We start from the raw sequence: 20,061 nt of genomic DNA, 5'->3' as shown, positions 1-20,061 counted from the left end.
CCCGTAGCCCTTGCCGGCCGATGCGACGTTCCTGCACAAGAACAGGGAGTTCGCACATGGTCCATCTCGACGACGGCCGGTTGGCCGCCCGGCCGCCGCCTTGGCACGCCAGCGCGGCCTACCTCTATGTGTTGCACCTCGACGGTCCTGCTCTGGCCTGGGAGTACCTGCGGCGCCATCCCGGCTACCGCCTGGCCTGGCTCACGCAGGACTCCGGCACCGCGAAGACCTGGGGTTTACGCACACTGGAAGACCCGGCGTTGGATGCGCGCGAAGCGCTGCCCGACTGGCTCAACGCCCGGGCCTGCGCCATTCGCGTGATACCCGACGATGACCCCGCACGCGAGGCCTCCCCCTTCGTGTTCTGGCGCTTACCGGGTCGCAAGCAGTTGCAGCACGATGGCCGAGGCCTCGTGCTCTCCGCACACTGGCCCGGGTGTTGTGTGCGCCTAGTGCTGGCGCCCGAGTTGCACGACGGCATGCCGCACGCCTTTGCCATGCACGCCTGCCGAGAGCCCTGTACACGTTACCTTGACCTGGCGAAGGCTCTGGACCAACTGGCCACCGCCAGTCGCTGCGAGCCCTCGGCCGCAACCTGTCCACGGCCCAGCCCCAGTACCCAGCAGGCGCTGCTGACCCTGCAGGCACTGGACGCCAATCAGGCAGGCGCCTCGCTGCGCGAGATTGCCGAAGGGCTGTTCGGCTCGGCCGAGGTCGTGTCCGGCTGGCACGCCGACAGCGCGCTGCGCGCCCGCGTGCGGCGCTTGGTGCAGCGCGGCCGATCTCTGATGGATGGCGGCTACCGCGAGCTGGCCGGGATCGATCCGCTCGCCCCTCCGCTCCTGGGACGAAACAGTCCCACCCCAGATCGTCCCTGAGCAAAACGCCAACGTTTCCTGAGACTGCCTCCACCTGCCTGCAACCCCGCAGGCGGGCCTTCCAAACCGATGGAGGCGCCTCTCATGCGACCCTTTCCCTTGCGGCCTGCTGCCGCGCCCGCTCACCCGCCGCAGGCTTCCGCACAAGCTGCGGCCAAGCCGCAACCTCCGCGTTACCTCACCAACGACGAGGCAGCCGACTACCTGCGCCTGTCGCCGCGCACGCTGGAGAAGCAGCGTGTCATCGGCGGCGGACCGCGATTTCGGAAGTTCGGCCGGCGCGTCATGTACGCCGTCACCGACCTCGACACCTGGGCCGACCAGCGCAGCTTCGAGGCCACCTCCGACCCCGAGTACGCCGAGCACCACTCGGCCGACAGCCGTGCGCGCTGAGGGGCGCTGCGCGCCCTCTTCCTTGCCAACGGCCGATGACCTTGCCAGCGCCACGCCCCCAGCGCCCGACGGAACAGCTCGACCTGTTCCGCGCGCTGCCGGGCGACATGGCACCGCGCGACAGCCAGGACCTGATGGCCTACCCCTTCTTCTCGCTGGCCAAGTCCCGGCGCACCAAGCCCATCGACTTTCGCAGCGGCAACGTCGCCATCCGCGTGGAAGGCACGCAGGAACACGGCATTGCCACCATCTGGGACGCCGACATCCTCATCTGGGCCGCCAGTCAGATCGTGGAGGCGCGCGATGCCGGCATCACCACCTCGCGCCTGATGCGCGCGCGCCCTTACGAAATCCTGCGCTTCATCGGGCGTGGTGTGTCGCTGCGCGACTACCAGCGCCTCAAGGCTGCGCTGGATCGCCTGCAGTCCACCACCGTGGCCACGTCCATCCGCGAAACCACCGGCCGACGCCTGCACCGGTTTTCGTGGATCAACGAATGGAAGGAACTGGCCGACGCTCGCGGCACGCCGCTGGGCATCGAGCTGATCCTGCCGGACTGGTTCTATGCGGGCGTGCTGGACGCCGCCCTGGTGCTCACCATCGACCCGGCCTACTTCGACCTCACCGGTGGCATCGAGCGCTGGCTCTACCGCCTGGTGCGCAAACACGGCGGGCACCAGCCCGCTGGCTGGCAGTTCGACTTCAAGCACCTGCACCGCAAATCGGGCAGCACGGCCAAGCCACACGACTTCGCCTGCGACCTTCGCACACTTGTAGCGCGGCAGTCCATGCCCGGCTACCGCCTGGGCATCGTGCGCATGCCAGGCAGGGGCGCCGAGGTGCTGACGTTCCGGCCGGTGCCACCCACGGCACGGGGATAAGCGGTTCATGGCCTGTGGACGGGCTCGTGCCATCGGGCGTGCGCAGCCACGTGCCATCAGGCGTGTGTCTATCGTGCCATCAGGCGTGCCGATCAGCCGCCAGCCCAATGGCGGTGCGGCTTTGCACCTCCCGTAACTGTCCTAACCAGAATCATCTAACTGGTAGTGGGAGCGCGCCGTTTCGGTGGACAAGTGCGGGCCGGCACGCCACTGGCGCCACGCTTCACGCAGAAGGAGCGACGCCATGATCCTGGCCCTGCTCAACCAGAAAGGCGGCGTGGGCAAGACCACGCTGGCCACCCACGTCGCAGGCGAACTCGCGCTGCGCGGCCAGCAGGTGGTGCTGCTCGATGCCGACCCGCAGGGCTCGGCACTGGACTGGACCCAGCGCCGCAGCCAGCAGGGCCTGCCCCGGCTCTTCAGCGCCGTCGGCCTGGCCCGCGAAACCCTGCACCAGGAGGCGCCGGAACTCGCCCGCCGGGTCGATCACGTCGTCATCGACGGCCCGCCGCGCATCGCGGCGCTGGCGCGCTCCGCATTGCTGGCGGCCGACCGCGTGGTCATCCCGGTGCAGCCCAGCCCCTACGACCTGTGGGCCAGCGCCGAAATGGTCGCGTTGATCCGCGAAGCCCAGGTGTTCCGCCCGGCACTGCGCGCGGCCTTTGTCATCAACCGGCGCGTCAGCACTACCGTCATCGGCCGCGAAGCGCGCCAGGCGCTGGCGGAACAGCCGCTGCCCGCGCTGCGCTCAGAAGTACACCAGCGCATCGTGTTCGCTGACAGCGTGGCCGCCGGCCTGCTCGCTTGTGAAACTGCGCCCGACAGTGCTGCTGCGCGCGAGATGGCCGCACTGGTCGATGAACTGCTGCGGTGGCCGTCATGACGGAAGAACGCACGCAGCGTGGCAAGCGCATCGCCATTGGATCGCGCCCGCCCGCCAACCCCCAGGCAGAGGCCTGGGTGCGCCAGGGCGATGGCGAAAGCCTCCTGAAAGGCGACCTGTTCACCGCCCGCCTGACGCTGGACGTCACGCCCGCCATGCGCGCACGCATCAAGGTCTCGGCGTTCACACAAGGCACCACCGTGGCCGAGTTGCTGCGCACCTTGCTGGAGCGCGAATTCCCTCAATCCCGTTCGGAGACATCCCCATGAACATGCAATCCAAGCCCGATGGCACGGTCGCGCACGGCGCAGCAAATTCGCCGCTGCCGCAGCCTCTTGCTCTGCAGCGCAACCCGGCCGGCACCCCGCCGCTGACCCGCGTCTCGCTGGCCTATGTCCACCAGCGGTTCAACCTCTACCTGCGCTTTGGCCAACCGGAACACACCCTGCAGCTCGACCACTGGCGGCGCTGCGCCGTCTTCAAACCGTTGGCCACGTTCTGCCGCGTGCGCTGGCAGGCCAATGACCATGGCACGACGCTGTGGCAGTTGATGGTGCTGCAGGCCGGCGCTCCGCTGGACACCCTGCAGCGCCTGCCCGGCGTGCGCCCGGGAGCACGCCTGTTGCTGCACGCCGAAGGCGAACTGAAGGTGCGCACCGTGCTGCAGCAGATAGACGCCATCGAGGCCCAAGGCATCGACGCCAGCACCGTCACGCCCACCTACTGGGGCATGCTGGGCAACCGCCTGGCTGCCTGGACTACTGGACCATCGGCCGCTCCGCTGCAATTGCCTGCCTACACCGCCGAGCGTCACGCCGCAGCATTGACCACAGGGGACTTGCAATGAGCAGCTCGCGTGCTTCCATCATTGCGCTCAGCAGCGCGGCGGCCGTCGCATTGGCAGCACTTGCCTGGGCCTCGTTCGCCAAGCCTTTGCCACGCTTGGTCTACAACCCGTCAGACAGCGTTCCGGTGGGCTGGTACAGCGTCAAGCCGCTGGAGCAGGACCCCACTCCGCAGCCAACTGAGCTGCAGGTCAGCAGCATCGTGCTCGTCCACCTGCCAGCCGAAGCAGTTGCACTGGCCGCGCAGCGCGGCTACCTGCCGCCGCAAGTGCCGCTGCTCAAGCGCGTGGGCGCCGTACCATCACAACTGGTGTGCATCACCGGCCAGGTTGTGCGCATCGACGGCCACACCGTGGCCACCACATTGAGCGTAGACCGCATGGGCCGACCGCTGCACGGCTGGCCGCAGTGCCGCCGCCTGCAGGCTGACGAGGTTTTCCTTCTCAGCGCGGCAAATCCGGCGTCGTTCGACAGCCGCTACTTCGGGCCGGTGCGCGCCGCCGATGTGATCGGCATTGCGCAGCCGCTGTGGCTGCAGGAGCAGCCATGACGGCCGCACGACGGCAGTCGTCGCTGCCACCGGTGCATCGCCTCACCGTACCCACCGGCCCGGTGGACGGCGTGAATGCACGGGGAAAGATGCAGGGCAAGATAAAAGGTGGCGGCACCCAGCCGCTTGAAAACCCTGTCTGCACATGGGTGTGGCGCGGCACGCGCCAAGGGGTGGCAGCGTGCCGCGAGGGTGCGCGATACCGCATCGGTATAGGTAAAGCCGCGTGCTTCTCCCTCTCGACTGCGCCAGTCTTGGATGGAGCCGCCCTATGAGTCGCAGCAATGACGACCGCTTTCGCATCCGTCCCGGCACGCCGAAACAGCGCGGCGACGCTTTCATCAACAAGGTCCTGCGCCAGACAACCAAGGTTGGCGCCAAGCTCAGCAAGCGTGCCGGCAAAACCGGTCAGCGACCCGGTTCCCGGCTGGGACGCGGCCACGTCGCAGCCCTCTTCGCCGAGGCCTCGCTCACGCCCAACGCTCGCCGCGTTACGATCAAGGCGCGACTGGTACATCTGGCTAAAGCCGGGTCGCGCTCAACCGCTACGCACCTGCGCTACATCGAACGCGAAGGCGTTGATCGCCAAGGCGGGTCGGGCCACGCCTATGGCCCGACCACTGACGCGGCGAACACCGCCGCTTTCGAAGAGCGCGGACGCGAGGATCGCCACCAATTCCGCTTCATCGTCTCACCTGAAGACGCCGAACAGCTCGACGATCTGCACACCTACACCCGGCATCTGATGGCGCGCATGGAGGCCGACCTGGGCACCCAGCTGGACTGGGTGGCCGTCGATCACTGGAACACCGACAACCCGCACACGCACGTCGTCCTGCGCGGCAAAGCCGATACCGGCAAAGACCTCATCATTTCCCGCGACTACATCGCCGTGGGCATGCGCCACCGGGCCGCTGAGCTGGCAACCGAGTGGCTGGGTCCACGCACCGAGTTGGAGATCCAGCGGGCGATGCAACGCGAAGTCGACCAGGAGCGGTGGACAGGACTTGATCGCACCTTGCAGCGCGAGGCCATGGATGGTCTGGTGCTGCCGAGGAGGCTATCCGATCCCCGGTTGCAACGCCAGCGGCAAATGCTGATCGGACGCCTGCAGCGTTTGCAGCGCATGGGGTTGGCAACCGAGCAACAGCCTGGCGTGTGGGCCGTTCATCCAAAGGCCGAGCCAACCCTGCGCGCTATGGGCGAACGAGGCGACATCATCCGCGCCATGCAGCGAGCATTGAGTGGCAAGCAACGCGAGTTGGCCGTTTTCCAGCCTGGTGAGGCTGGCCACACGGTCGTCGGACGCGTCGCCGCCAAAGGCTTGGCCGACGAGCTACATGACAAGGGCTTTCTGGTCATCGACGGGACCGATGGCAAAGCTCACTACGTCACTCTGCCGCTGCAGTCGGAACTGGAGCAGTACCCGACCGGCTCAGTGGTGGAAGTGAAAGTTCCAACCGGAGTGCGTGCGGCCGACCGGAACATCGCCGCGCTGTCGGTGGACGGCATCTATCGAACCGATGCTCACCTTGTGCTTGCGCAGAGCCAGGCCATGCATGACCGTGACCCGCGCGAGGTGGTGGTCGCGCACGTTCGCCGGCTAGAAGCCTTGCGCCGCAACGGCATCGCGGAGCGCATTAACGAAGGCGTCTGGCGAGTGCCGGGGGACTTGGCCGAGCAAGGCCGACAGTACGATGCCCAGCGTCTGGGCGGTAGCATGGTTGTGGAGCTGAAGTCGCACCTGCCCATCGAGCAGCAGACCCGCGTGATCGGCGCGACCTGGCTGGATCAGCAGTTGATCAGCGGCGGCGAGGGGCTGGGCAACCTGGGCTTTGGCGGCGAGGTCAAGGATGCGATGCAACAGCGTTACGAGTTTCTTACTGAGCTGGGACTGGCTAAGCGACGCGGCCAGAGCGTGATCCTGGCGCGGAATCTCTTGGCGACGCTACGCGGTCGCGAGCTGACGAAAGCTGCTCAGGAAATCGCAGTAGAAACCAGCTTGGAGCATCAAGCTGCGCGCGACGGACAGCGCGTGGCAGGAATCTATCGCCGCAGTATTCAACTTGCCAGCGGACGCTTTGCCATGCTCGATAACGGCCAGTCTTTTTGTCTCCTGCCGTGGAAGCCAACCATCGAGCAGCAGCTTGGCCAACAGCTCGCCGCAACGCAACGCAGCGGCTATGTCTCGTGGGAACTTGGACGAAATCGAGGTATTGACATCTGAGATCCAACCGATCAAATCGGCACCTACTCTTCAAGGGGCATTTCGTTGCAGTTCCATTGAAAACCTGAACCCTCCGGAAGTAGATATTTCCCCCTTATAAGTCAACAGACTAACCAAATCTTGCAAATGCGGGTTGGCCCCACAGGTACCAGACCGCACACAAACACGTAGGTCTCGACGCGCCCAGTCATCCGTCAGCTCGACGACAGCGACCCGGTCGCGATCCGCGGCTTCCAGTGCGGTTTTCGGAACCACTCCAATTCCGACCCCGGCATCGACAAGCCGAGCAATTGCCCGATAGCCCGAGACCTGTACCCTCACGTCAAGCCTTGCGCCCAAGGAGGATGCCTTGTTCATCAGGAAGGTGTGTAAAGCTGCCCCTTGTTGCAGGCTGATGAACGGCGCCTGAAGGCAGTCTGAAAACGCCGTCCGACGCCTCTTGGCTATGGAGCTTCCTTTCGGGGCGAGAACCACCAGATGGTCCACGCGATAGGGCAAATAGAGTAGATCCGGATGTGGCGACTCCACGGCCACGACACCTACGTCCGCGCTACCCTGCGCAACAGCAGAAACGATGTCGGTGCTGAGTCGCTCGGTGAGAGTGATCCGAACACTTGGATGGTCGGCCAAGTACCGGGCAAGGTCATCTGGCAAGTGCGTGCTGATAGCGTTGTTGTTCGCGAACAGAGTGATGTGACCCGAAATGCCTTGTGCGAACGGCATCAAGTCCGCGTGCATTTGTTCCAGTTGAGCCACGCAACGTCTCGCGTGATCGAGCATGACATGCCCTGCAGGCGAGAGCCCCACCCCACGGGACTGACGTTGAAGCAATGCAGCGCCAATGGCGTCTTCCAGTCCTTTGATGCGCAGGCTCACGGTCGAGGCTGCGAGGTGGCAGCGCTGGGCGCCACGCGAGACGCTGCCCTCTTCAGCCACAGCGATGAAGACGCGCAGATCGGTCAGGTCGTAGTGCGCACTGGGAAGTGGTGACTTTGCCATTTTCGAAAGCTTAGCTTGAAAACACTCGCTGGTCATCCCGGCGCTTCAGTAGCAAATTCGCCTTTGTTCCCCATGCATAGCGTGGTCGACACATTGTTAAACGCACAAACGCCACTTCCACATGTCAACTTCCAAGAACCTGAAGGCACTTGCCCTGGCCTCAATGACCCTGGGCAGTGCAGCCTTCGCCCAGGCCCCTGTGTTCACGCTCGAGAGTCCGGATCTGTCCCATGGTGTGTTTGAGACCCGATTCGTGGCCAACGGCTTTGGCTGCACCGGTGCAAACGTGTCGCCAAAGCTCGTTTGGCGCAATGTCCCGGTAGGTACCAAGTCGCTGGCGCTGACCGTTCACGATCCGGATGCCCCCACGGGCAGCGGCTTCTGGCATTGGGCGGTCTACAACTTGCCGCCGGACTCTGGTGGTCTGACCGCCGGCGCAGGCAATGCGATGGACAAACTTCCCGCATCGGCCGTCGCTGGGGTCAATGACTTTCACGATACCGGCGTCAATGGCGGAAACGGCCTTTACGGTGGGCCCTGCCCTCCGGTGGGCGATGCGCCGCACCGTTACGTCTTCACGCTGTACGCGCTCGCCGTACCGGACATCCATGCCGCTGCCGGTATCCCCAAGACGGGCTCAGCCGCACTGCACAGCTTTGTACTCAAACGCGGGCTGGGCACGAACCTCTTGGGCAAAGCCAGCTTCACGGCACGCTATGGGCGCTGAGCAAATGACAGGCACTCGCTCAGGACCCCTCACAGGGCTTCTCGTGGTCAGTCTGGAACAGGCTTTGGCGGCCCCCCTGTGCACTTCCCGATTGGCCGAGATGGGCGCACGGGTCATCAAGATCGAGCGCCCGGAAGGTGACTTTGCGCGTGGCTACGACAGGGCCGCACGAGGCGTCTCTTCCTACTTTGTCTGGACCAACCGGGGCAAGGAGTCGCTGGTGCTCGACTACAAGCGCCCCGAAGACGCCCAGCTGCTGGAGCGGATGCTTGCCCAAGCCGATGTATTCGTTCAAAACCTGGCACCGGGAGCGCTGGCTCGGGCCGGATTTGACAGTGCAGGGCTGCGCAACAGACATCCGCGATTGGTGACGTGTGACATCAGCGGCTACGGAGACCACGGAGAGGTTGCCTCACTGAAGGCCTATGACTTGCTGGTGCAGTGCGAAAGCGGCTTGGCCGGCATTAGCGGAGCGCCGCAAGAGCCCGGGCGGATCGGCGTCTCGATCTGCGACATCGGTGCAGGCTTAAATGCCACCATAGGGGTATTGTCGGCCTTGGCACAGCGCGCGCGGACAGGAGTCGGGTGCGGTGTGGCTGTGTCGCTCTTTGATGGGGCCGCAGACTGGATGACCGTCCCACACGTCCATGAGGTCTATGGCAATGGCGCGCCCGAGCGCCAAGGGCTCCAGCACCCCTCCATCGCGCCGTACGGAGCGTTTGCGACCGCACAGGGTGCCACGGTTGTGATCAGCATCCAGAACGAACGTGAGTGGTCTCTGTTTTGCCAGCACTTTCTCCGCGACCCTGGCTTGGCGCAAGACCCCCGTTTTGCTTCCAACACATTACGCGTGCAGAACCGTCCAGCATTGAATACGGCGATTGCAGAGGTGTTTTCCTCGCTGGACACAGCCAGTGCTCTGCAGCGGCTGTCCTCCGCCAGCACTGCCTATGGGCAACTGCGTTCCGTGGCCGATCTCGCCCGACATCCGGCGCTGAGAACCTGGCCCATGCGAGTGGGCCAAGAGGACCTCGATCTGGTCGCCCCGCCAGTTCGAACGCCCTGGGACTGTGGGCGCCACGCCAGCGCTCCGGAGCTGGGAGAGCACAGCGCCCAACTGCGATGGGAATTCGCTGGCCAGACGTCGTCAGAGCCTTCCATTCGAACAACGGGAGTGTCCGCATGAGCAAAGTCGATCTCGAATACCTGCGAACCTGGGTCGGCAAGGAAGTGATCGACGAGGATGTGCTCGATGTGCGCCATGCCCGTCTCATGGCTGCGACCCTGGGTCTGTCGCAGCAAGACGTCCGGGCAGGAGTGCCAATGCAACCCCTGTGGCATTGGTTGTACTTCCTCCAAGGCCTTCCGCCCTCTGAATTGGGTCAGGATTCGCATCCCGCACGGGGAGGCTTTTTGCCACCCGTTCCTCTGTCCAACCGGATGTGGGCGGGCGGTCAGTTGGAGTTCGCACAGCCGCTGCGATTGGGCGCTCATGTACGCAAGAGCTCTTCGGTGATGAGTGTGGATCACAAGCAGGGAAGGACCGGAGATCTCGTCTTCGTGACCGTTCGCCATGAGGTCGATCAAGACGGACGCCCTGCGTTGACCGAGCTTCATGACATCGTCTTCAAGGACCCGACACCGCCGACCGCCTCGGCCAGCGCCGACGAGCCTGCTCGTCCCACACCGACGCACGTTGAGCAGTTCACACCCGACTCGACCACGCTGTTTCGGTACTCCGCACTGACCTTCAACGGTCACAGGATCCACTATGACCACGACTACTGCCGTGAGGTTGAGGGCTATCCCAGTCTGGTGATTCATGGACCCCTGAACGCCACGCTGCTGGCCATGTTGGCCCAGAGGGTGGCCGGCAAACCCCTTCGGCGCTTCAAGTACCGGGGTCTTCGGCCGGCCTTGCTCGGGCAGACCCTGCGCCTGGAAGCTGCACCCGATCCAGAGGACGGCGATGGTCTGTTGCTTTGGGCGGTGTTGGCCAACGGCCAGGTTTGCATGCAGGCGAGTGCCAATTTTTGATCGATCTGCCTATCGGCAGATCGGCCTTTTCAGCTTTGAACAACTCAATAAACCGGAGACAGACATGACCGAAACCACCGATGCAATTTCCCGTCGCAACCTGCTGGTGTTGGCCGGCGCAGGGGTGTGCGGTGTCACCCCGAGCCTGAGCATGGCGCAAACCGAGCCATACCCCAGCCGCCCCATCATTCTCGTGATCCCGTTCGCTGCAGGAGGAACCACCGACATCATCGGTCGCGTGATTGCCGATGCATTGAGCAAACGGCTTGGGCAGCCTGTGGTTGTGGACAACAAGGGCGGTGCAGGGGGCAACATAGGCGCTGCAGTGGTAGCCAGCGCAAAACCCGACGGATACAGCCTCTTGATGGGCTACAACGGCACCAACGCGATCAATCCATCGCTCTATCCCAAACTCAGTTGGGACCCCGTCAAAAGCTTTGAACCTTTGTCGATGGTGGCACGCGTCAACAACGTCGTGGTCGTCAATCCGTCATTGCCAGTCAAGACGCTGCCAGAGCTTGTCGCCTATGCCAAGGCCCATCCGGGGGTTTTGAACTACGGTTCTGCAGGGGCGGGCACCATTTTTCATCTGGCTGCCGAGATGCTGGAGCAGCAGACAGGTGCGCAGTTGACACACGTTCCGTACAAGGGTGCTGCTCCAGCGCTGGTGGATCTCATCGGTGGTCAGATACAACTGATGTTCTCCACCATTCCGACCGCTTTGCCACACATCAAGGCGGGGAAGATTCGTGCCATCGGCGTCACGGGCGCCAAGCGTTCGCCACTGTTTCCGGATCTGCCGACAGCAACAGAGTCGGGCTACTCTTCGATGGTGGTCGATTCTTGGTTTGGACTGTTTGCACCCAAGGGGCTACCGCAAGACCTGCAAACTCGCATTGGCAACGCTGTACGTGATGCGATTGCAGACCCCACGACTCAACAAAAGTTGCTAGAGCAAGGCGCTACGCCACATTCATCTTCTTCGGCAGAACTCGCTCAGACTCTTGGAAGCGACCTGGTGACCTGGCGATCCATTGTTGCCAAAGCAAAGGTCACGTTGGAATGAAACCCATGACCAAAGCGGGTTGCCCATTGAACGCCAGATCGTTTTTGTTTGTGCCAGGCGATCGCCCCGAGCGCTTTCCGAAGGCCATCGCCAGCGGAGCGGACTGCGTCATCATCGACTTGGAGGACTCGGTGGATCCCGAGCGCAAGAAGACCGCGCGTCAGGCCGCCCGGAGTTTCATGGATGCAGGCGCTCGTGTTTTGCTCCGCGTGAACGCCGTGGACACGCCTTGGTATGACGAGGACCTTGCACTTTGTGCTTCATCGGAAGTTCAGGGGGTGGTCTTTCCCAAGGCTGAGTCGTTATCTGAGCTGGAGAACCTGAGAAACGTCCTGCGACCGAAAACGGTCATTCTCCCGTTGATCGAAACGGCCAAGGGCATAGCCAACTTACGCTCGATTGCAGAAGGGCCAGGCATCGGTCGCTTGATCTTTGGAAGTGTGGATCTGTGTCTGGATCTGGATCTTCAACCCGATGACAGTGAGCAGGAACTGAACTGGTACCGGTCTGCGTTGGTGCTGGCTAGCAGAGCGGCTGGATTGCCAGCTCCTGTCGATGGCGTGTTCTTGAGTCTTCAGGACGAAGCAGGCCTATTGCGTGCCTGCCACGCGGCCAGGCGAAGCGGCTTCGGCGGCAAGCTGTGTGTGCACCCGTACCAGGTAGGCCAGGTGCGCCGAGCGTTTTCTGCGACTCCAGAGGAGCTCGACTGGGCGCTTCGCGTGCTTCAAGCTGCGCAATCATCGCCTGGTGCTTTTCGGTTTCAAGGATGCATGGTGGACGCTCCAGTGCTACTTCGAGCACGCCGTCTTCTTGCTTCGGTGCAGGAGTCGGTCGAAGTGACCAAGGTATTGACCTCGCAGGGCTGACCTCTTCTCAGCCCACTCGTCATGTCTCCTGAAGCGAAGAGCGCTTGTTCAAAAACCTGAGCCGATCGATCGAAATGGTCCCACCCCCAAGGAGCACAAAGCTCGCGACCATCACAGACCAGAAAATCCCGAACTCCCATCCGCCGCTGGGGAGAATCCATATGTATCCCACTGGGAAATGGTTGCCCCATAGCATGGACAGATAGAGGAAGACTGCGCCAACGAGTGCGGCCAGGCGTGTGTGGAGTCCAAGGCACAAGCCGATACCGGCGACCACTTCACTCACACCTGCCAACACCACCATGGCCGCCGCAGGCTTGAGACCGATGCTGGCAAAGTAGCCTTCGAAAATGGCGAACTGCGCTGGGCCCGCGAAGATGTGTCCGCTGAAATGAGCGATGAACATCATGCCCACGTAGTTGCGAATAAAGAACAGGCCCCAGCTCTCGTCAGTGACCGGGCCCCATGGCGTTTCACTGCGGTGCGTGCGAATGTAGTTGACGATCCACAGTGTCAAGACTGCGGCCAGCAACGTACTGACCCACATGACCGACGGAACGCCTGGCCCTGTCTCCGCCAGCAGGAGTGGATCATTGGTGGTGTTCTCGCCTCCCCCCATGCGCAAGGTGCCAAAGAGCCGCCCCACCACCATCGTCGCAAACAGCGACCCAATGATCGCGAAGAGACCATGCTTCTTCGAAAAGGCCAGAGCCGCGAGCATCGCAACGATCCAGAACAGGGCAGACGCCATAAACCAACTGGTGACCGGTGCGGTCAATACGAACTGGATGGCCAGAACTGCGACGACCAGCGAAAGTGCCACACCCAAAGCATACAGGGACTTTTCAGCCAACATCATGTTGAGACTCCGGAAAGAACCGCATCCACATCGAGCGCGAACGCGGGAGCGCAACGGGCAGTCAGGCCCGTCGCGGGCGGGGGTAGCGGCTTCAATACACCTTGCTGGGAACATTGGGCATGCTCAGTGCCCACTGCGCGATCTGGTCCTTGCGCACGAACACCACTCCGGGATGGCGCTTGGCATAGGCAAGAAACTCTCCCAGCACTTTCACGCGACCAGGCGTACCGGCGATCCGGTCGTGGGTGGAGATGGACATCATGCGGCGGCGCACCCCCGACTCCAGATAAAGCTGGTCGAATTCGTCACGCAGCTCCTGACCGAACGCCTGCGCAGTGAGCGGCCCTTCCGCTCCGAAACGCCCGATGTCGTTCATGCGCAAGGTGTAGGGAACGATGGCAAATGGCTTGCCATTGATCTGGGTGGTCATCGGCTCGTCCGACGACAGGTCGTCAATGTGGTAAGTGAAGCCCAGCTCTTGCAAGATGCGCAAGGTGTTGGGCGTACCGCGCAGCCAAAACGCGTTGTATCCCACGGGCCTCGTCCCCGTGGCCTTGAGCACTGCGTCGATGTTCGCCTGGTACGAAATGCGCTCCTCTTCGGGTGAGATGGTCCAGTGGGGTGTCCAGGTTTGACCATGTGCTGCCGCTTCGTGACCGCGTTGAACGATCTCTTTGGCCAATGCGGGGTTGCGTTCAACCGCCTGTCCTGTCATGTGCGAGGTCACCTTCACGCCATGTTTGTCCCACAGGTCCAACATGCGCGGCACGCCTTCGCGCACGCCGTACTCGAACCACGTCCGCGCCGGCAAATCCGGGTACTTGGGGTCCATGGGCGGAAACGGGGAACCGTTGTTGTGTTCGCTCTGTGCGCCTGACTCGAACTGCATGGACACAGAGATCACCAACCGAATTCCATCCGGCCAGAACTGCCCCTTTGCACGAGAAGTGCTCGTCTTTGCCATGGGGGCCGCTTGGACCTGAGAGCCCAGGCCAGCCGCCGCAGCGACCACAGCCGCTGTGCGCAGAATGCCTCTTCGGGTTGGCTGGGTGTCCGACGGCGTGGCGGTGGAAGATGGGCTGTCTGATGAGGGGTGCATGAATGTCTCCTGTTGGTGGTTGTTGCTGGGTTGAGAAAAGCGGTGCTTCAGTTGGACGAGATGCTCGTCAGGTCGGTGCGGCTGGAGCACGCCACTGCCACTTCATGTATTCACTCTTTGGCGTCGCTTGCAGGAACACACAGCACTGCACCCATTGGGCGGGCTGCAACACCGAAACGGCTTTCTCCAGCTCGGTCAGCACCAACGCTTGCATTGCCTGAAGTACGTCTGGTGGGCGTGGGTTGGTGGTGATAAGGGTGGCAACCAGTTGCTGGGCGAGAGGGTCTTTACCCGCGAGGTCATCCGCACACACGACAACGCGGGTCTTGAGGTCATTCAAGCCTGCCCAGCCGCGCTGGGAGATGCCAAGATGAATGTCGTTGGCCAGGGCTTTCCAATCCAGTGATCGGGACAGTTCCGCGCTGACTTCAATGCGAAGGTGTGGCATAGCTGTGTGGTCCTGGTGGAGCTCAATCGAGCTTGATGCCGCGCTCGCGGATCAATGTGTCCCAGCGCTTGCGCTCAGACTCGATCAGTCGGGCAAATGCCTGGGGTGAGCTGTCCACCTTCTGTGAGCCCAACTCGGCCAACTTGGCTTGTGTGGCCGGTTCAGCCAAGGCTTTTCGCATGTGCTCTGTCAGCCAGGCCACGCGGTCGGGCGGGGTGCCTGCTGGAGCCAGAAAGCCATACCAGCCGCCGATATCGGCGTCGACCCCAGACTCTTTCAGCGTGGGAACTTGGGGCAGCGAGGCGATGCGTTCGCGAGTGGTCACAGCCAGTGCTTTGACACGCCCTGCTTTGATCAGCGGCAACACCGCTGGAGATGCTTCAAACAACAACGGAACCTGTCCACCCATCACATCGTTCAAGGCAGGACCAGAGCCGCGATAGGGGATGTGAACCACGGCCGAGCGGGTCAGTTGTTTGAACATCTCTGCGGCGAGATGCTGCGGTGTTCCGTTGCCTGCGGAGGCATATGAAAACTTGCCGGGACTGGCTCGCAGAAGCTTCACGGCCTCGGCCACTGTGTTGGCGGGAAACGATGGATGGGCGACCATGATGAGAGGCACCACCGCAGCCAAAGCTAAAGGCGTGAAATCGCGCCCCGGATTGAACGGCAACTTGGGGTAGAGGGCTTCATTGGCCGAGAGTGGCCCCAGCGCACCGAGTAGCAATGTGTAGCCATCGGCCTCGCTGCGCGCCACGGCTTCTGTGCCGATGTTGCCCCCGGCTCCGCCTTTGTTTTCCACCACCACGGTAACGCCACTGGTGGTTTGCAGGGCGTTGGCCATCAGCCGGGAAATGGTGTCGGTGGTCGCGCCGGGCGGATACGGGCACACGATCCGAATGGGTTTGCTTGGAAAGGCCTGGGCACGTGCCACAGGCAGGGTTCCTGCAACAGCGGTGAGCGCGAGGCTCTGGACCAGTTGACGGCGGTTGAACATGGAAGCTCTCTAGGTTGTTTCATGGGTGAAGGGTGAAGGTCAGTTTCATCTATAGGTTCCATGTGATCAAATTCGAAGTTCTTCTCTAAGTCATCGGAGAAACCTATGAATGTTTTGGTGCAGCATGGCCCGTAGAGATCGCGATCCTTTGGAAATCGTCTCTCTGCGGCAGTTGCGGTACTTCAACGCCGCCATGCAGTCCAGCAGCTTTGTTGAAGCAGCCCGCACCTGTTCGATCTCGCAACCTGCACTCTCAGAGCAGATTGCGTTGCTTGAGGATGCACTTGGCACCCGGCTCTTTGAGCGCGTGGGTCGACGGGCATCACCAACACAAGCGGCATTGCAATTGCATCTGCGGATGACGGCATGCATGGGTGACCTGCAGGCCGCGCTGCGCGCCACGGGCGAGAGCTCCGTCGACCTCTCTGGTCGCGTTCGGATTGGTTTGGTGCAGTCCTACGGTGCATGCTGGGTGGCACCCGCAGTTCATTCACTGCAGGTGCAATGGCCCGATCTCGCTGTTTCGCTGATCAGGCGAACTGCATCGGCTTTGATCGATGGAGTCGCCAGGGGCGACTTCGACTTTGTGGTCACCTTTGATGTGCAGGATAGAGAAGACCTGGAGATTGAGCGGTGCTTCAAGGAGCCCTATGTCGCCATTTGCCCAGCGCCAAGTCGAAGACCGATAAGACTGAAGAAGCTGGCTGGCGAGCGATTGGCATTGCTTCCTACGGAGTACGCCATGCGCAGGCAGATCGAGCAGCTTTTTGCCGCACAGGGTTTGCGGCCGAACGTTCACTTCGAGTCCGACTCGCTGGAAGATCTGATTGACGCGGTTCGAACGACCGGCCTTACCGCCGTTGTCAATGCTGCGACTGCGCTGAGTCTTCAGGTCAGTGGTGCAACCCGGATTGATGAGCCGACTTTGGTTCGCACTTCCTGTCTGGTGCGGGCGCGCAACCGGTACCACACGCGGGCTGCTCTACGTTTGTGGGATTCGCTGGCCGACATGGCTTCTGAAATGCAAACAAAGATGCGGCCGTTTTCGTCTCGCTCGTAGGCCACAAGAGAGCACCGATGCGTCCATCGCTGAAAGCAGATCAGGCCTCGCTGAGCGGAAGTGCCGTCTTGTAGCGAACCTGCTTGAGCGCAAAGCTGGAGCGAATTTTCTCGACCTGCGCGATGGGAGAGAGCTGTTCAAGGATGAAGCTCTCCAGCGCGGGCATGTCCGGCACCGCCACGCGCAGCAGATAGTCGGCGTCTCCAGTCATCAGATAGCACTCCATCACCTCGTCGCGCATGGTGATGCGTTCCTCGAATGCCTGCAGCGCCTCGCGGCTCTGTTGCTTGAGGCTGATGGAGACAAACACGTTGAGGTGAAGCCCGAGCTGGCTGGCATCCAGCAGGGCGACGTACTTGCGGATCAGACCGCCGGCCTCCATTGCCCGCACGCGTGCAAGGCAAGGGGACGGTGAGAGGTGAACGCGCTTGGCCAACTCCACGTTGGACAGGCTTGCGTCGTTCTGGAGTTCTTCAAGAATTCGACGGTCGGTGGCATCAAGGCGGATCGTGCTGTCATTCATATGATTTCCGGTAGTTTGTGCTGAGTATTGCCACATTGTTCAGCAATTTCGGCAACAAATGCGCGTGGTGCGTCTCTACAGTCGTGCTCCTACCTGGAGACACTCTCGTGAACAGCATGACCGACTTCAAGCACCTGGACGCCATTGATCAAGACCCGGCAGAGACACAGGAGTGGCGTGACGCGCTGCTCTCGCTGATCGCAACACAAGGCCCGGATCGGGCGCGGGCGATGCTTGATGAGCTTGCCCGTCTGGCGCACGGGCAGCGTGTGGGCTGGCAGCCTGAGCGCAATACGCCGTACGTCAATTCCATCGCGGTCGAGGACCAGCCGGCTTTTCCGGGCGACCTCGCCATCGAAGAACGGCTGGCCTCGCTGATGCGCTGGAATGCCCTGGCCATGGTGGTGCGAGCCAACAAGGCCTACGGCGAACTGGGCGGCCACATCGCCAGCTACGCCAGCGCGGCGGACCTGTTCGAAGTCGGCTTCAACCACTTCTTTCATGCACGTGACACCCAGCACCGCGGAGACCTTGTGTTCTTCCAGCCCCACAGCGCGCCCGGTGTCTACGCCCGCGCCTTCCTGGAAGGGCGCCTGAGCGAGGCCGACCTTTCGCACTACCGGCAGGAAATCGTGGCGCCCGAACACGGCGCGCGTGGACTCTCCAGCTACCCGCACCCATGGCTGATGCCCGACTTCTGGCAGTTCCCCACGGGTTCGATGGGCCTGGGCCCGATCAGCTCGATCTACCACGCGCGCTTCATGCGCTACCTCAGCGACCGCAGCCTGCTCGACTGCGCCGACCGCAAGGTCTGGGGCGTGTTCGGCGATGGAGAGATGGACGAACCCGAGAGCATGTCGGCACTGACCCTGGCGGCGCGCGAACGGCTGGACAACCTGGTGTGGGTGGTCAACTGCAACCTGCAGCGCCTGGACGGCCCGGTGCGCGGCAACGGTCGCATCATCGACGAGCTCGAACGCCTGTTTGCAGGCGCGGGCTGGAACGTGATCAAGCTGGTCTGGGGCAGCGACTGGGACGGCCTGTTCGCTCGCGACCACAGCGGCGCTCTCACGCGTGCGTTTGCACATACTGTCGATGGCCAGCTGCAGACCTTCGCCGCCAAGAACGGGCGCTACAACCGTGAGAATTTCTTCGGCCAGAACGCCGAGCTGGCGCGCCTCGTGGAAGGGATGACGGACGACCAGATAGACACACTCAAACGTGGCGGCCACGACCCGGTCAAGATCCACGCCGCCTACGCGGCTGCGGCGGCGCACCGCGGTCAGCCCACCGTCATCCTGGCCCAGACCAAGAAGGGCTACGGGATGGGCACCGCCGGTCAGGGACGCATGACCACGCACAGCCAGAAGAAGCTCGACGATGCTGAGTTGCTGGAGTTCCGTGACCGTTTCCGGCTGCCACTGACCGACGAGCAGACCACCAGCCTGGCCTTTGTCCGGCCCGCCGACGATGCGCCCGAGATGCGCTACCTGCGCGAGCGGCGCGCGGCACTGGGTGGTGCCATGCCGAGGCGCGAAGCGACTTGCGAGCCGGTGGCCGTGCCGGCGCTGGACGGCTACGGCCAGTTCGCCCTCGCCGCCAGCGGCAAGGAGATGAGCACCACCATGGCCTTCGTGCGCATGCTCGGCAACCTGCTCAAGGACGGCACGCTGGGCCCGCGCATCGTGCCCATCGTGGCCGACGAGGCGCGCACCTTCGGCATGGCCAACCTGTTCAAGCAGGTCGGCATCTACAGCAGCGTGGGCCAGCGCTACGCGCCCGAAGACATCGGCTCGGTGCTGAGCTACCGGGAAGCGAAGGACGGACAGATCCTGGAAGAAGGCATCAGCGAGGCCGGCGCCATCGCCAGCTGGACCGCGGCGGCCACCAGCTACAGCGTGCACGGGCTGGCGATGCTGCCCTTCTACATCTACTACTCGATGTTCGGCTTCCAGCGCGTGGGCGACGCCATCTGGGCCGCCGCCGACCAGCGTGCCCGAGGCTTTCTGCTGGGTGCCACCTCCGGCCGCACCACGCTGGGCGGCGAAGGCCTGCAGCACCAGGACGGCAGCAGCCATCTCGTGGCCGCCACCATCCCCAATTGCAAGGCCTACGACCCGGCCTACGCGGGCGAACTCGCCGTGATCCTCGACCACGGCATGCGCGAGATGCTGGAACAGCAACAGGATGTCTTCTACTACGTCACGCTGATGAACGAGAACTACGCCCAGCCCGATCTGCCCGAGGGCGCGGCGGCCGGCGTGATCGCCGGGGCCTACCTGTTCGAGCGCCTGGGACCGACCGAAGGTCCCGGTGTCACGCTGATGGGCTCGGGCGCCATCCTGGGCGAGGTGCGGCAGGCGGCACGACAACTGGCGGCGCAGGGCCTGGGCGTCGATGTCGTCAGCGTGACCAGCTGGAGCGAACTGGCGCGCGAAGGCGCCGCGGCGGGTGCTGCCGCTCCCTACATCGCGCGCCTGCTGGGCCAGACGCGCGGGCCGATCGTGGCTGCGTCCGACTACGTGCGCGCCGTACCCGACAGCATCCGTGCCTATCTGCCCGCCGGGCGGCCCTGCGCCACCCTGGGCACCGACGGCTTTGGCCGCAGCGACACCCGCGCGGCACTGCGGCGCTTCTTCGCCGTCGATGCATCGAGCATCGTTGCACGGGCGCAAGCCCTGTGTGCAGCGGTTTCTTGAGCCCTGGGGCCTCGCGCCCGTTCA

General features: G+C 63.2%; 21 protein-coding genes. 15 read left to right on the top strand and 6 right to left on the bottom strand.

Annotated elements, in window-relative coordinates:
* Positions 1-56: 56 nt before the first annotated feature.
* From ACFOPI_RS05060 to ACFOPI_RS05025, 8 genes are all read left to right on the top strand, one after another.
* Positions 57-878, top strand: coding sequence for a DNA -binding domain-containing protein (locus ACFOPI_RS05060; protein WP_382173060.1), 822 nt, complete (start codon positions 57-59; stop codon positions 876-878).
* 84 nt (positions 879-962) lie between these two features.
* Positions 963-1,271: a helix-turn-helix domain-containing protein gene (locus ACFOPI_RS05055; protein ID WP_382171659.1), complete on the top strand. Its 309-nt coding sequence runs from the start codon at positions 963-965 to the stop codon at positions 1,269-1,271.
* Positions 1,272-1,306: 35 nt separating this feature from the next.
* Positions 1,307-2,152 carry a replication initiator protein A gene (locus ACFOPI_RS05050; protein WP_382171656.1) on the top strand — a complete coding sequence of 282 codons (846 nt, stop codon included), beginning with the start codon at positions 1,307-1,309 and terminating at the stop codon, positions 2,150-2,152.
* 244 nt (positions 2,153-2,396) lie between these two features.
* Positions 2,397-3,035: a ParA family partition ATPase gene (parA, locus tag ACFOPI_RS05045; RefSeq protein ID WP_382171653.1), complete on the top strand. Its 639-nt coding sequence runs from the start codon at positions 2,397-2,399 to the stop codon at positions 3,033-3,035.
* Positions 3,032-3,304, top strand: a complete 273-nt coding sequence (locus ACFOPI_RS05040; protein WP_382171650.1) for a chromosome partitioning protein ParB — start codon at positions 3,032-3,034, stop codon at positions 3,302-3,304. Before parA ends, ACFOPI_RS05040 begins: the two co-directional genes overlap by 4 nt.
* Positions 3,301-3,882, top strand: coding sequence for a DUF2840 domain-containing protein (locus ACFOPI_RS05035; protein WP_382171648.1), 582 nt, complete (start codon positions 3,301-3,303; stop codon positions 3,880-3,882). Before ACFOPI_RS05040 ends, ACFOPI_RS05035 begins: the two co-directional genes overlap by 4 nt.
* Positions 3,879-4,430 (top strand): S26 family signal peptidase, encoded by a 552-nt coding sequence (locus ACFOPI_RS05030; protein WP_382171645.1) that lies wholly within the window; start codon positions 3,879-3,881, stop codon positions 4,428-4,430. Before ACFOPI_RS05035 ends, ACFOPI_RS05030 begins: the two co-directional genes overlap by 4 nt.
* A gap of 271 nt (positions 4,431-4,701) precedes the next feature.
* Entirely contained in the window at positions 4,702-6,657 is a 1,956-nt protein-coding gene (locus ACFOPI_RS05025) for a DUF3363 domain-containing protein (RefSeq protein WP_382171643.1), read from the top strand.
* Positions 6,658-6,687: 30 nt separating this feature from the next.
* On the opposite strand, the gene ACFOPI_RS05020 is transcribed toward ACFOPI_RS05025, so the two are convergent.
* Positions 6,688-7,692 carry a LysR family transcriptional regulator gene (locus ACFOPI_RS05020; RefSeq protein WP_382171640.1) on the bottom strand — a complete coding sequence of 335 codons (1,005 nt, stop codon included), beginning with the start codon at positions 7,690-7,692 and terminating at the stop codon, positions 6,688-6,690.
* Between the two features lie 85 nt (positions 7,693-7,777).
* On the opposite strand from ACFOPI_RS05020, the gene ACFOPI_RS05015 reads away from it, so the two are divergent.
* The 5 genes from ACFOPI_RS05015 (at position 7,778) to ACFOPI_RS04995 (ending at position 12,352) form a co-directional block, all read left to right on the top strand.
* Positions 7,778-8,383 (top strand): YbhB/YbcL family Raf kinase inhibitor-like protein, encoded by a 606-nt coding sequence (locus ACFOPI_RS05015; protein ID WP_382171637.1) that lies wholly within the window; start codon positions 7,778-7,780, stop codon positions 8,381-8,383.
* Positions 8,373-9,569: a CaiB/BaiF CoA transferase family protein gene (locus tag ACFOPI_RS05010; RefSeq protein WP_382171634.1), complete on the top strand. Its 1,197-nt coding sequence runs from the start codon at positions 8,373-8,375 to the stop codon at positions 9,567-9,569. The genes ACFOPI_RS05015 and ACFOPI_RS05010 overlap by 11 nt, the downstream gene beginning before the upstream one ends.
* Positions 9,566-10,420, top strand: a complete 855-nt coding sequence (locus ACFOPI_RS05005; protein ID WP_382171631.1) for an FAS1-like dehydratase domain-containing protein — start codon at positions 9,566-9,568, stop codon at positions 10,418-10,420. The genes ACFOPI_RS05010 and ACFOPI_RS05005 overlap by 4 nt, the downstream gene beginning before the upstream one ends.
* Before the next feature lie 64 nt (positions 10,421-10,484).
* Positions 10,485-11,486 carry a Bug family tripartite tricarboxylate transporter substrate binding protein gene (locus tag ACFOPI_RS05000; protein ID WP_382171629.1) on the top strand — a complete coding sequence of 334 codons (1,002 nt, stop codon included), beginning with the start codon at positions 10,485-10,487 and terminating at the stop codon, positions 11,484-11,486.
* Positions 11,483-12,352 (top strand): HpcH/HpaI aldolase/citrate lyase family protein, encoded by an 870-nt coding sequence (locus ACFOPI_RS04995; RefSeq protein WP_382171626.1) that lies wholly within the window; start codon positions 11,483-11,485, stop codon positions 12,350-12,352. Before ACFOPI_RS05000 ends, ACFOPI_RS04995 begins: the two co-directional genes overlap by 4 nt.
* Positions 12,353-12,371: 19 nt before the next feature.
* Here the strand turns inward: ACFOPI_RS04995 and ACFOPI_RS04990 are convergent, their stop codons facing one another.
* The 4 genes from ACFOPI_RS04990 to ACFOPI_RS04975 form a co-directional block, all read right to left on the bottom strand.
* Positions 12,372-13,211, bottom strand: coding sequence for a DoxX family protein (locus tag ACFOPI_RS04990; RefSeq protein WP_382171623.1), 840 nt, complete (start codon positions 13,209-13,211; stop codon positions 12,372-12,374).
* A 91-nt stretch (positions 13,212-13,302) separates the two neighbouring features.
* The gene (locus ACFOPI_RS04985; RefSeq protein ID WP_449272013.1) at positions 13,303-14,310 is read right to left on the bottom strand and encodes a polysaccharide deacetylase family protein; all 1,008 of its coding nucleotides are present in this window, start codon (positions 14,308-14,310) and stop codon (positions 13,303-13,305) included.
* A 67-nt stretch (positions 14,311-14,377) separates the two neighbouring features.
* Positions 14,378-14,758 carry a hypothetical protein gene (locus ACFOPI_RS04980; RefSeq protein WP_382171619.1) on the bottom strand — a complete coding sequence of 127 codons (381 nt, stop codon included), beginning with the start codon at positions 14,756-14,758 and terminating at the stop codon, positions 14,378-14,380.
* 22 nt (positions 14,759-14,780) lie between these two features.
* Complete coding sequence (locus tag ACFOPI_RS04975; protein WP_382171616.1) at positions 14,781-15,755, bottom strand: Bug family tripartite tricarboxylate transporter substrate binding protein; 975 nt, start codon at positions 15,753-15,755, stop codon at positions 14,781-14,783.
* 124 nt (positions 15,756-15,879) lie between these two features.
* Here ACFOPI_RS04975 and ACFOPI_RS04970 point away from each other — a divergent pair, with 124 nt between their 5' ends.
* Entirely contained in the window at positions 15,880-16,815 is a 936-nt protein-coding gene (locus ACFOPI_RS04970; RefSeq protein ID WP_382171614.1) for a LysR family transcriptional regulator, read from the top strand.
* Positions 16,816-16,855: 40 nt separating this feature from the next.
* Here ACFOPI_RS04970 and ACFOPI_RS04965 read toward each other — a convergent pair whose 3' ends face one another.
* Positions 16,856-17,323 (bottom strand): Lrp/AsnC family transcriptional regulator, encoded by a 468-nt coding sequence (locus ACFOPI_RS04965; protein WP_382173059.1) that lies wholly within the window; start codon positions 17,321-17,323, stop codon positions 16,856-16,858.
* Between the two features lie 131 nt (positions 17,324-17,454).
* Between ACFOPI_RS04965 and mdeB the strand changes: the two genes are divergently transcribed.
* Positions 17,455-20,037, top strand: a complete 2,583-nt coding sequence (gene mdeB / locus ACFOPI_RS04960; RefSeq protein WP_382173057.1) for an alpha-ketoglutarate dehydrogenase — start codon at positions 17,455-17,457, stop codon at positions 20,035-20,037.
* Positions 20,038-20,061 lie beyond the last annotated feature (24 nt).

The sequence above is a fragment of the Hydrogenophaga luteola genome (assembly GCF_042648585.1).
GTDB classification, from domain to species: domain Bacteria; phylum Pseudomonadota; class Gammaproteobacteria; order Burkholderiales; family Burkholderiaceae_C; genus Hydrogenophaga; species Hydrogenophaga luteola.
The sequence above is the reverse complement of the archived record's forward strand: the minus strand, read 5'-3'. Positions and strand labels throughout refer to the sequence as shown.

Coding starts and splice junctions, on each gene's coding strand:
- ACFOPI_RS05060 (WP_382173060.1), top strand. CDS start 57: ATGGTCCATCTCGACGACGGCCGGTTGGCCGCCCGGCCGCCGCCTTGG.
- ACFOPI_RS05055 (WP_382171659.1), top strand. CDS start 963: ATGCGACCCTTTCCCTTGCGGCCTGCTGCCGCGCCCGCTCACCCGCCG.
- ACFOPI_RS05050 (WP_382171656.1), top strand. CDS start 1,307: ATGACCTTGCCAGCGCCACGCCCCCAGCGCCCGACGGAACAGCTCGAC.
- parA (WP_382171653.1), top strand. CDS start 2,397: ATGATCCTGGCCCTGCTCAACCAGAAAGGCGGCGTGGGCAAGACCACG.
- ACFOPI_RS05040 (WP_382171650.1), top strand. CDS start 3,032: ATGACGGAAGAACGCACGCAGCGTGGCAAGCGCATCGCCATTGGATCG.
- ACFOPI_RS05035 (WP_382171648.1), top strand. CDS start 3,301: ATGAACATGCAATCCAAGCCCGATGGCACGGTCGCGCACGGCGCAGCA.
- ACFOPI_RS05030 (WP_382171645.1), top strand. CDS start 3,879: ATGAGCAGCTCGCGTGCTTCCATCATTGCGCTCAGCAGCGCGGCGGCC.
- ACFOPI_RS05025 (WP_382171643.1), top strand. CDS start 4,702: ATGAGTCGCAGCAATGACGACCGCTTTCGCATCCGTCCCGGCACGCCG.
- ACFOPI_RS05020 (WP_382171640.1), bottom strand. CDS start 7,692: ATGACCAGCGAGTGTTTTCAAGCTAAGCTTTCGAAAATGGCAAAGTCA.
- ACFOPI_RS05015 (WP_382171637.1), top strand. CDS start 7,778: ATGTCAACTTCCAAGAACCTGAAGGCACTTGCCCTGGCCTCAATGACC.
- ACFOPI_RS05010 (WP_382171634.1), top strand. CDS start 8,373: ATGGGCGCTGAGCAAATGACAGGCACTCGCTCAGGACCCCTCACAGGG.
- ACFOPI_RS05005 (WP_382171631.1), top strand. CDS start 9,566: ATGAGCAAAGTCGATCTCGAATACCTGCGAACCTGGGTCGGCAAGGAA.
- ACFOPI_RS05000 (WP_382171629.1), top strand. CDS start 10,485: ATGACCGAAACCACCGATGCAATTTCCCGTCGCAACCTGCTGGTGTTG.
- ACFOPI_RS04995 (WP_382171626.1), top strand. CDS start 11,483: ATGAAACCCATGACCAAAGCGGGTTGCCCATTGAACGCCAGATCGTTT.
- ACFOPI_RS04990 (WP_382171623.1), bottom strand. CDS start 13,211: ATGATGTTGGCTGAAAAGTCCCTGTATGCTTTGGGTGTGGCACTTTCG.
- ACFOPI_RS04985 (WP_449272013.1), bottom strand. CDS start 14,310: ATGCACCCCTCATCAGACAGCCCATCTTCCACCGCCACGCCGTCGGAC.
- ACFOPI_RS04980 (WP_382171619.1), bottom strand. CDS start 14,758: ATGCCACACCTTCGCATTGAAGTCAGCGCGGAACTGTCCCGATCACTG.
- ACFOPI_RS04975 (WP_382171616.1), bottom strand. CDS start 15,755: ATGTTCAACCGCCGTCAACTGGTCCAGAGCCTCGCGCTCACCGCTGTT.
- ACFOPI_RS04970 (WP_382171614.1), top strand. CDS start 15,880: ATGGCCCGTAGAGATCGCGATCCTTTGGAAATCGTCTCTCTGCGGCAG.
- mdeB (WP_382173057.1), top strand. CDS start 17,455: ATGACCGACTTCAAGCACCTGGACGCCATTGATCAAGACCCGGCAGAG.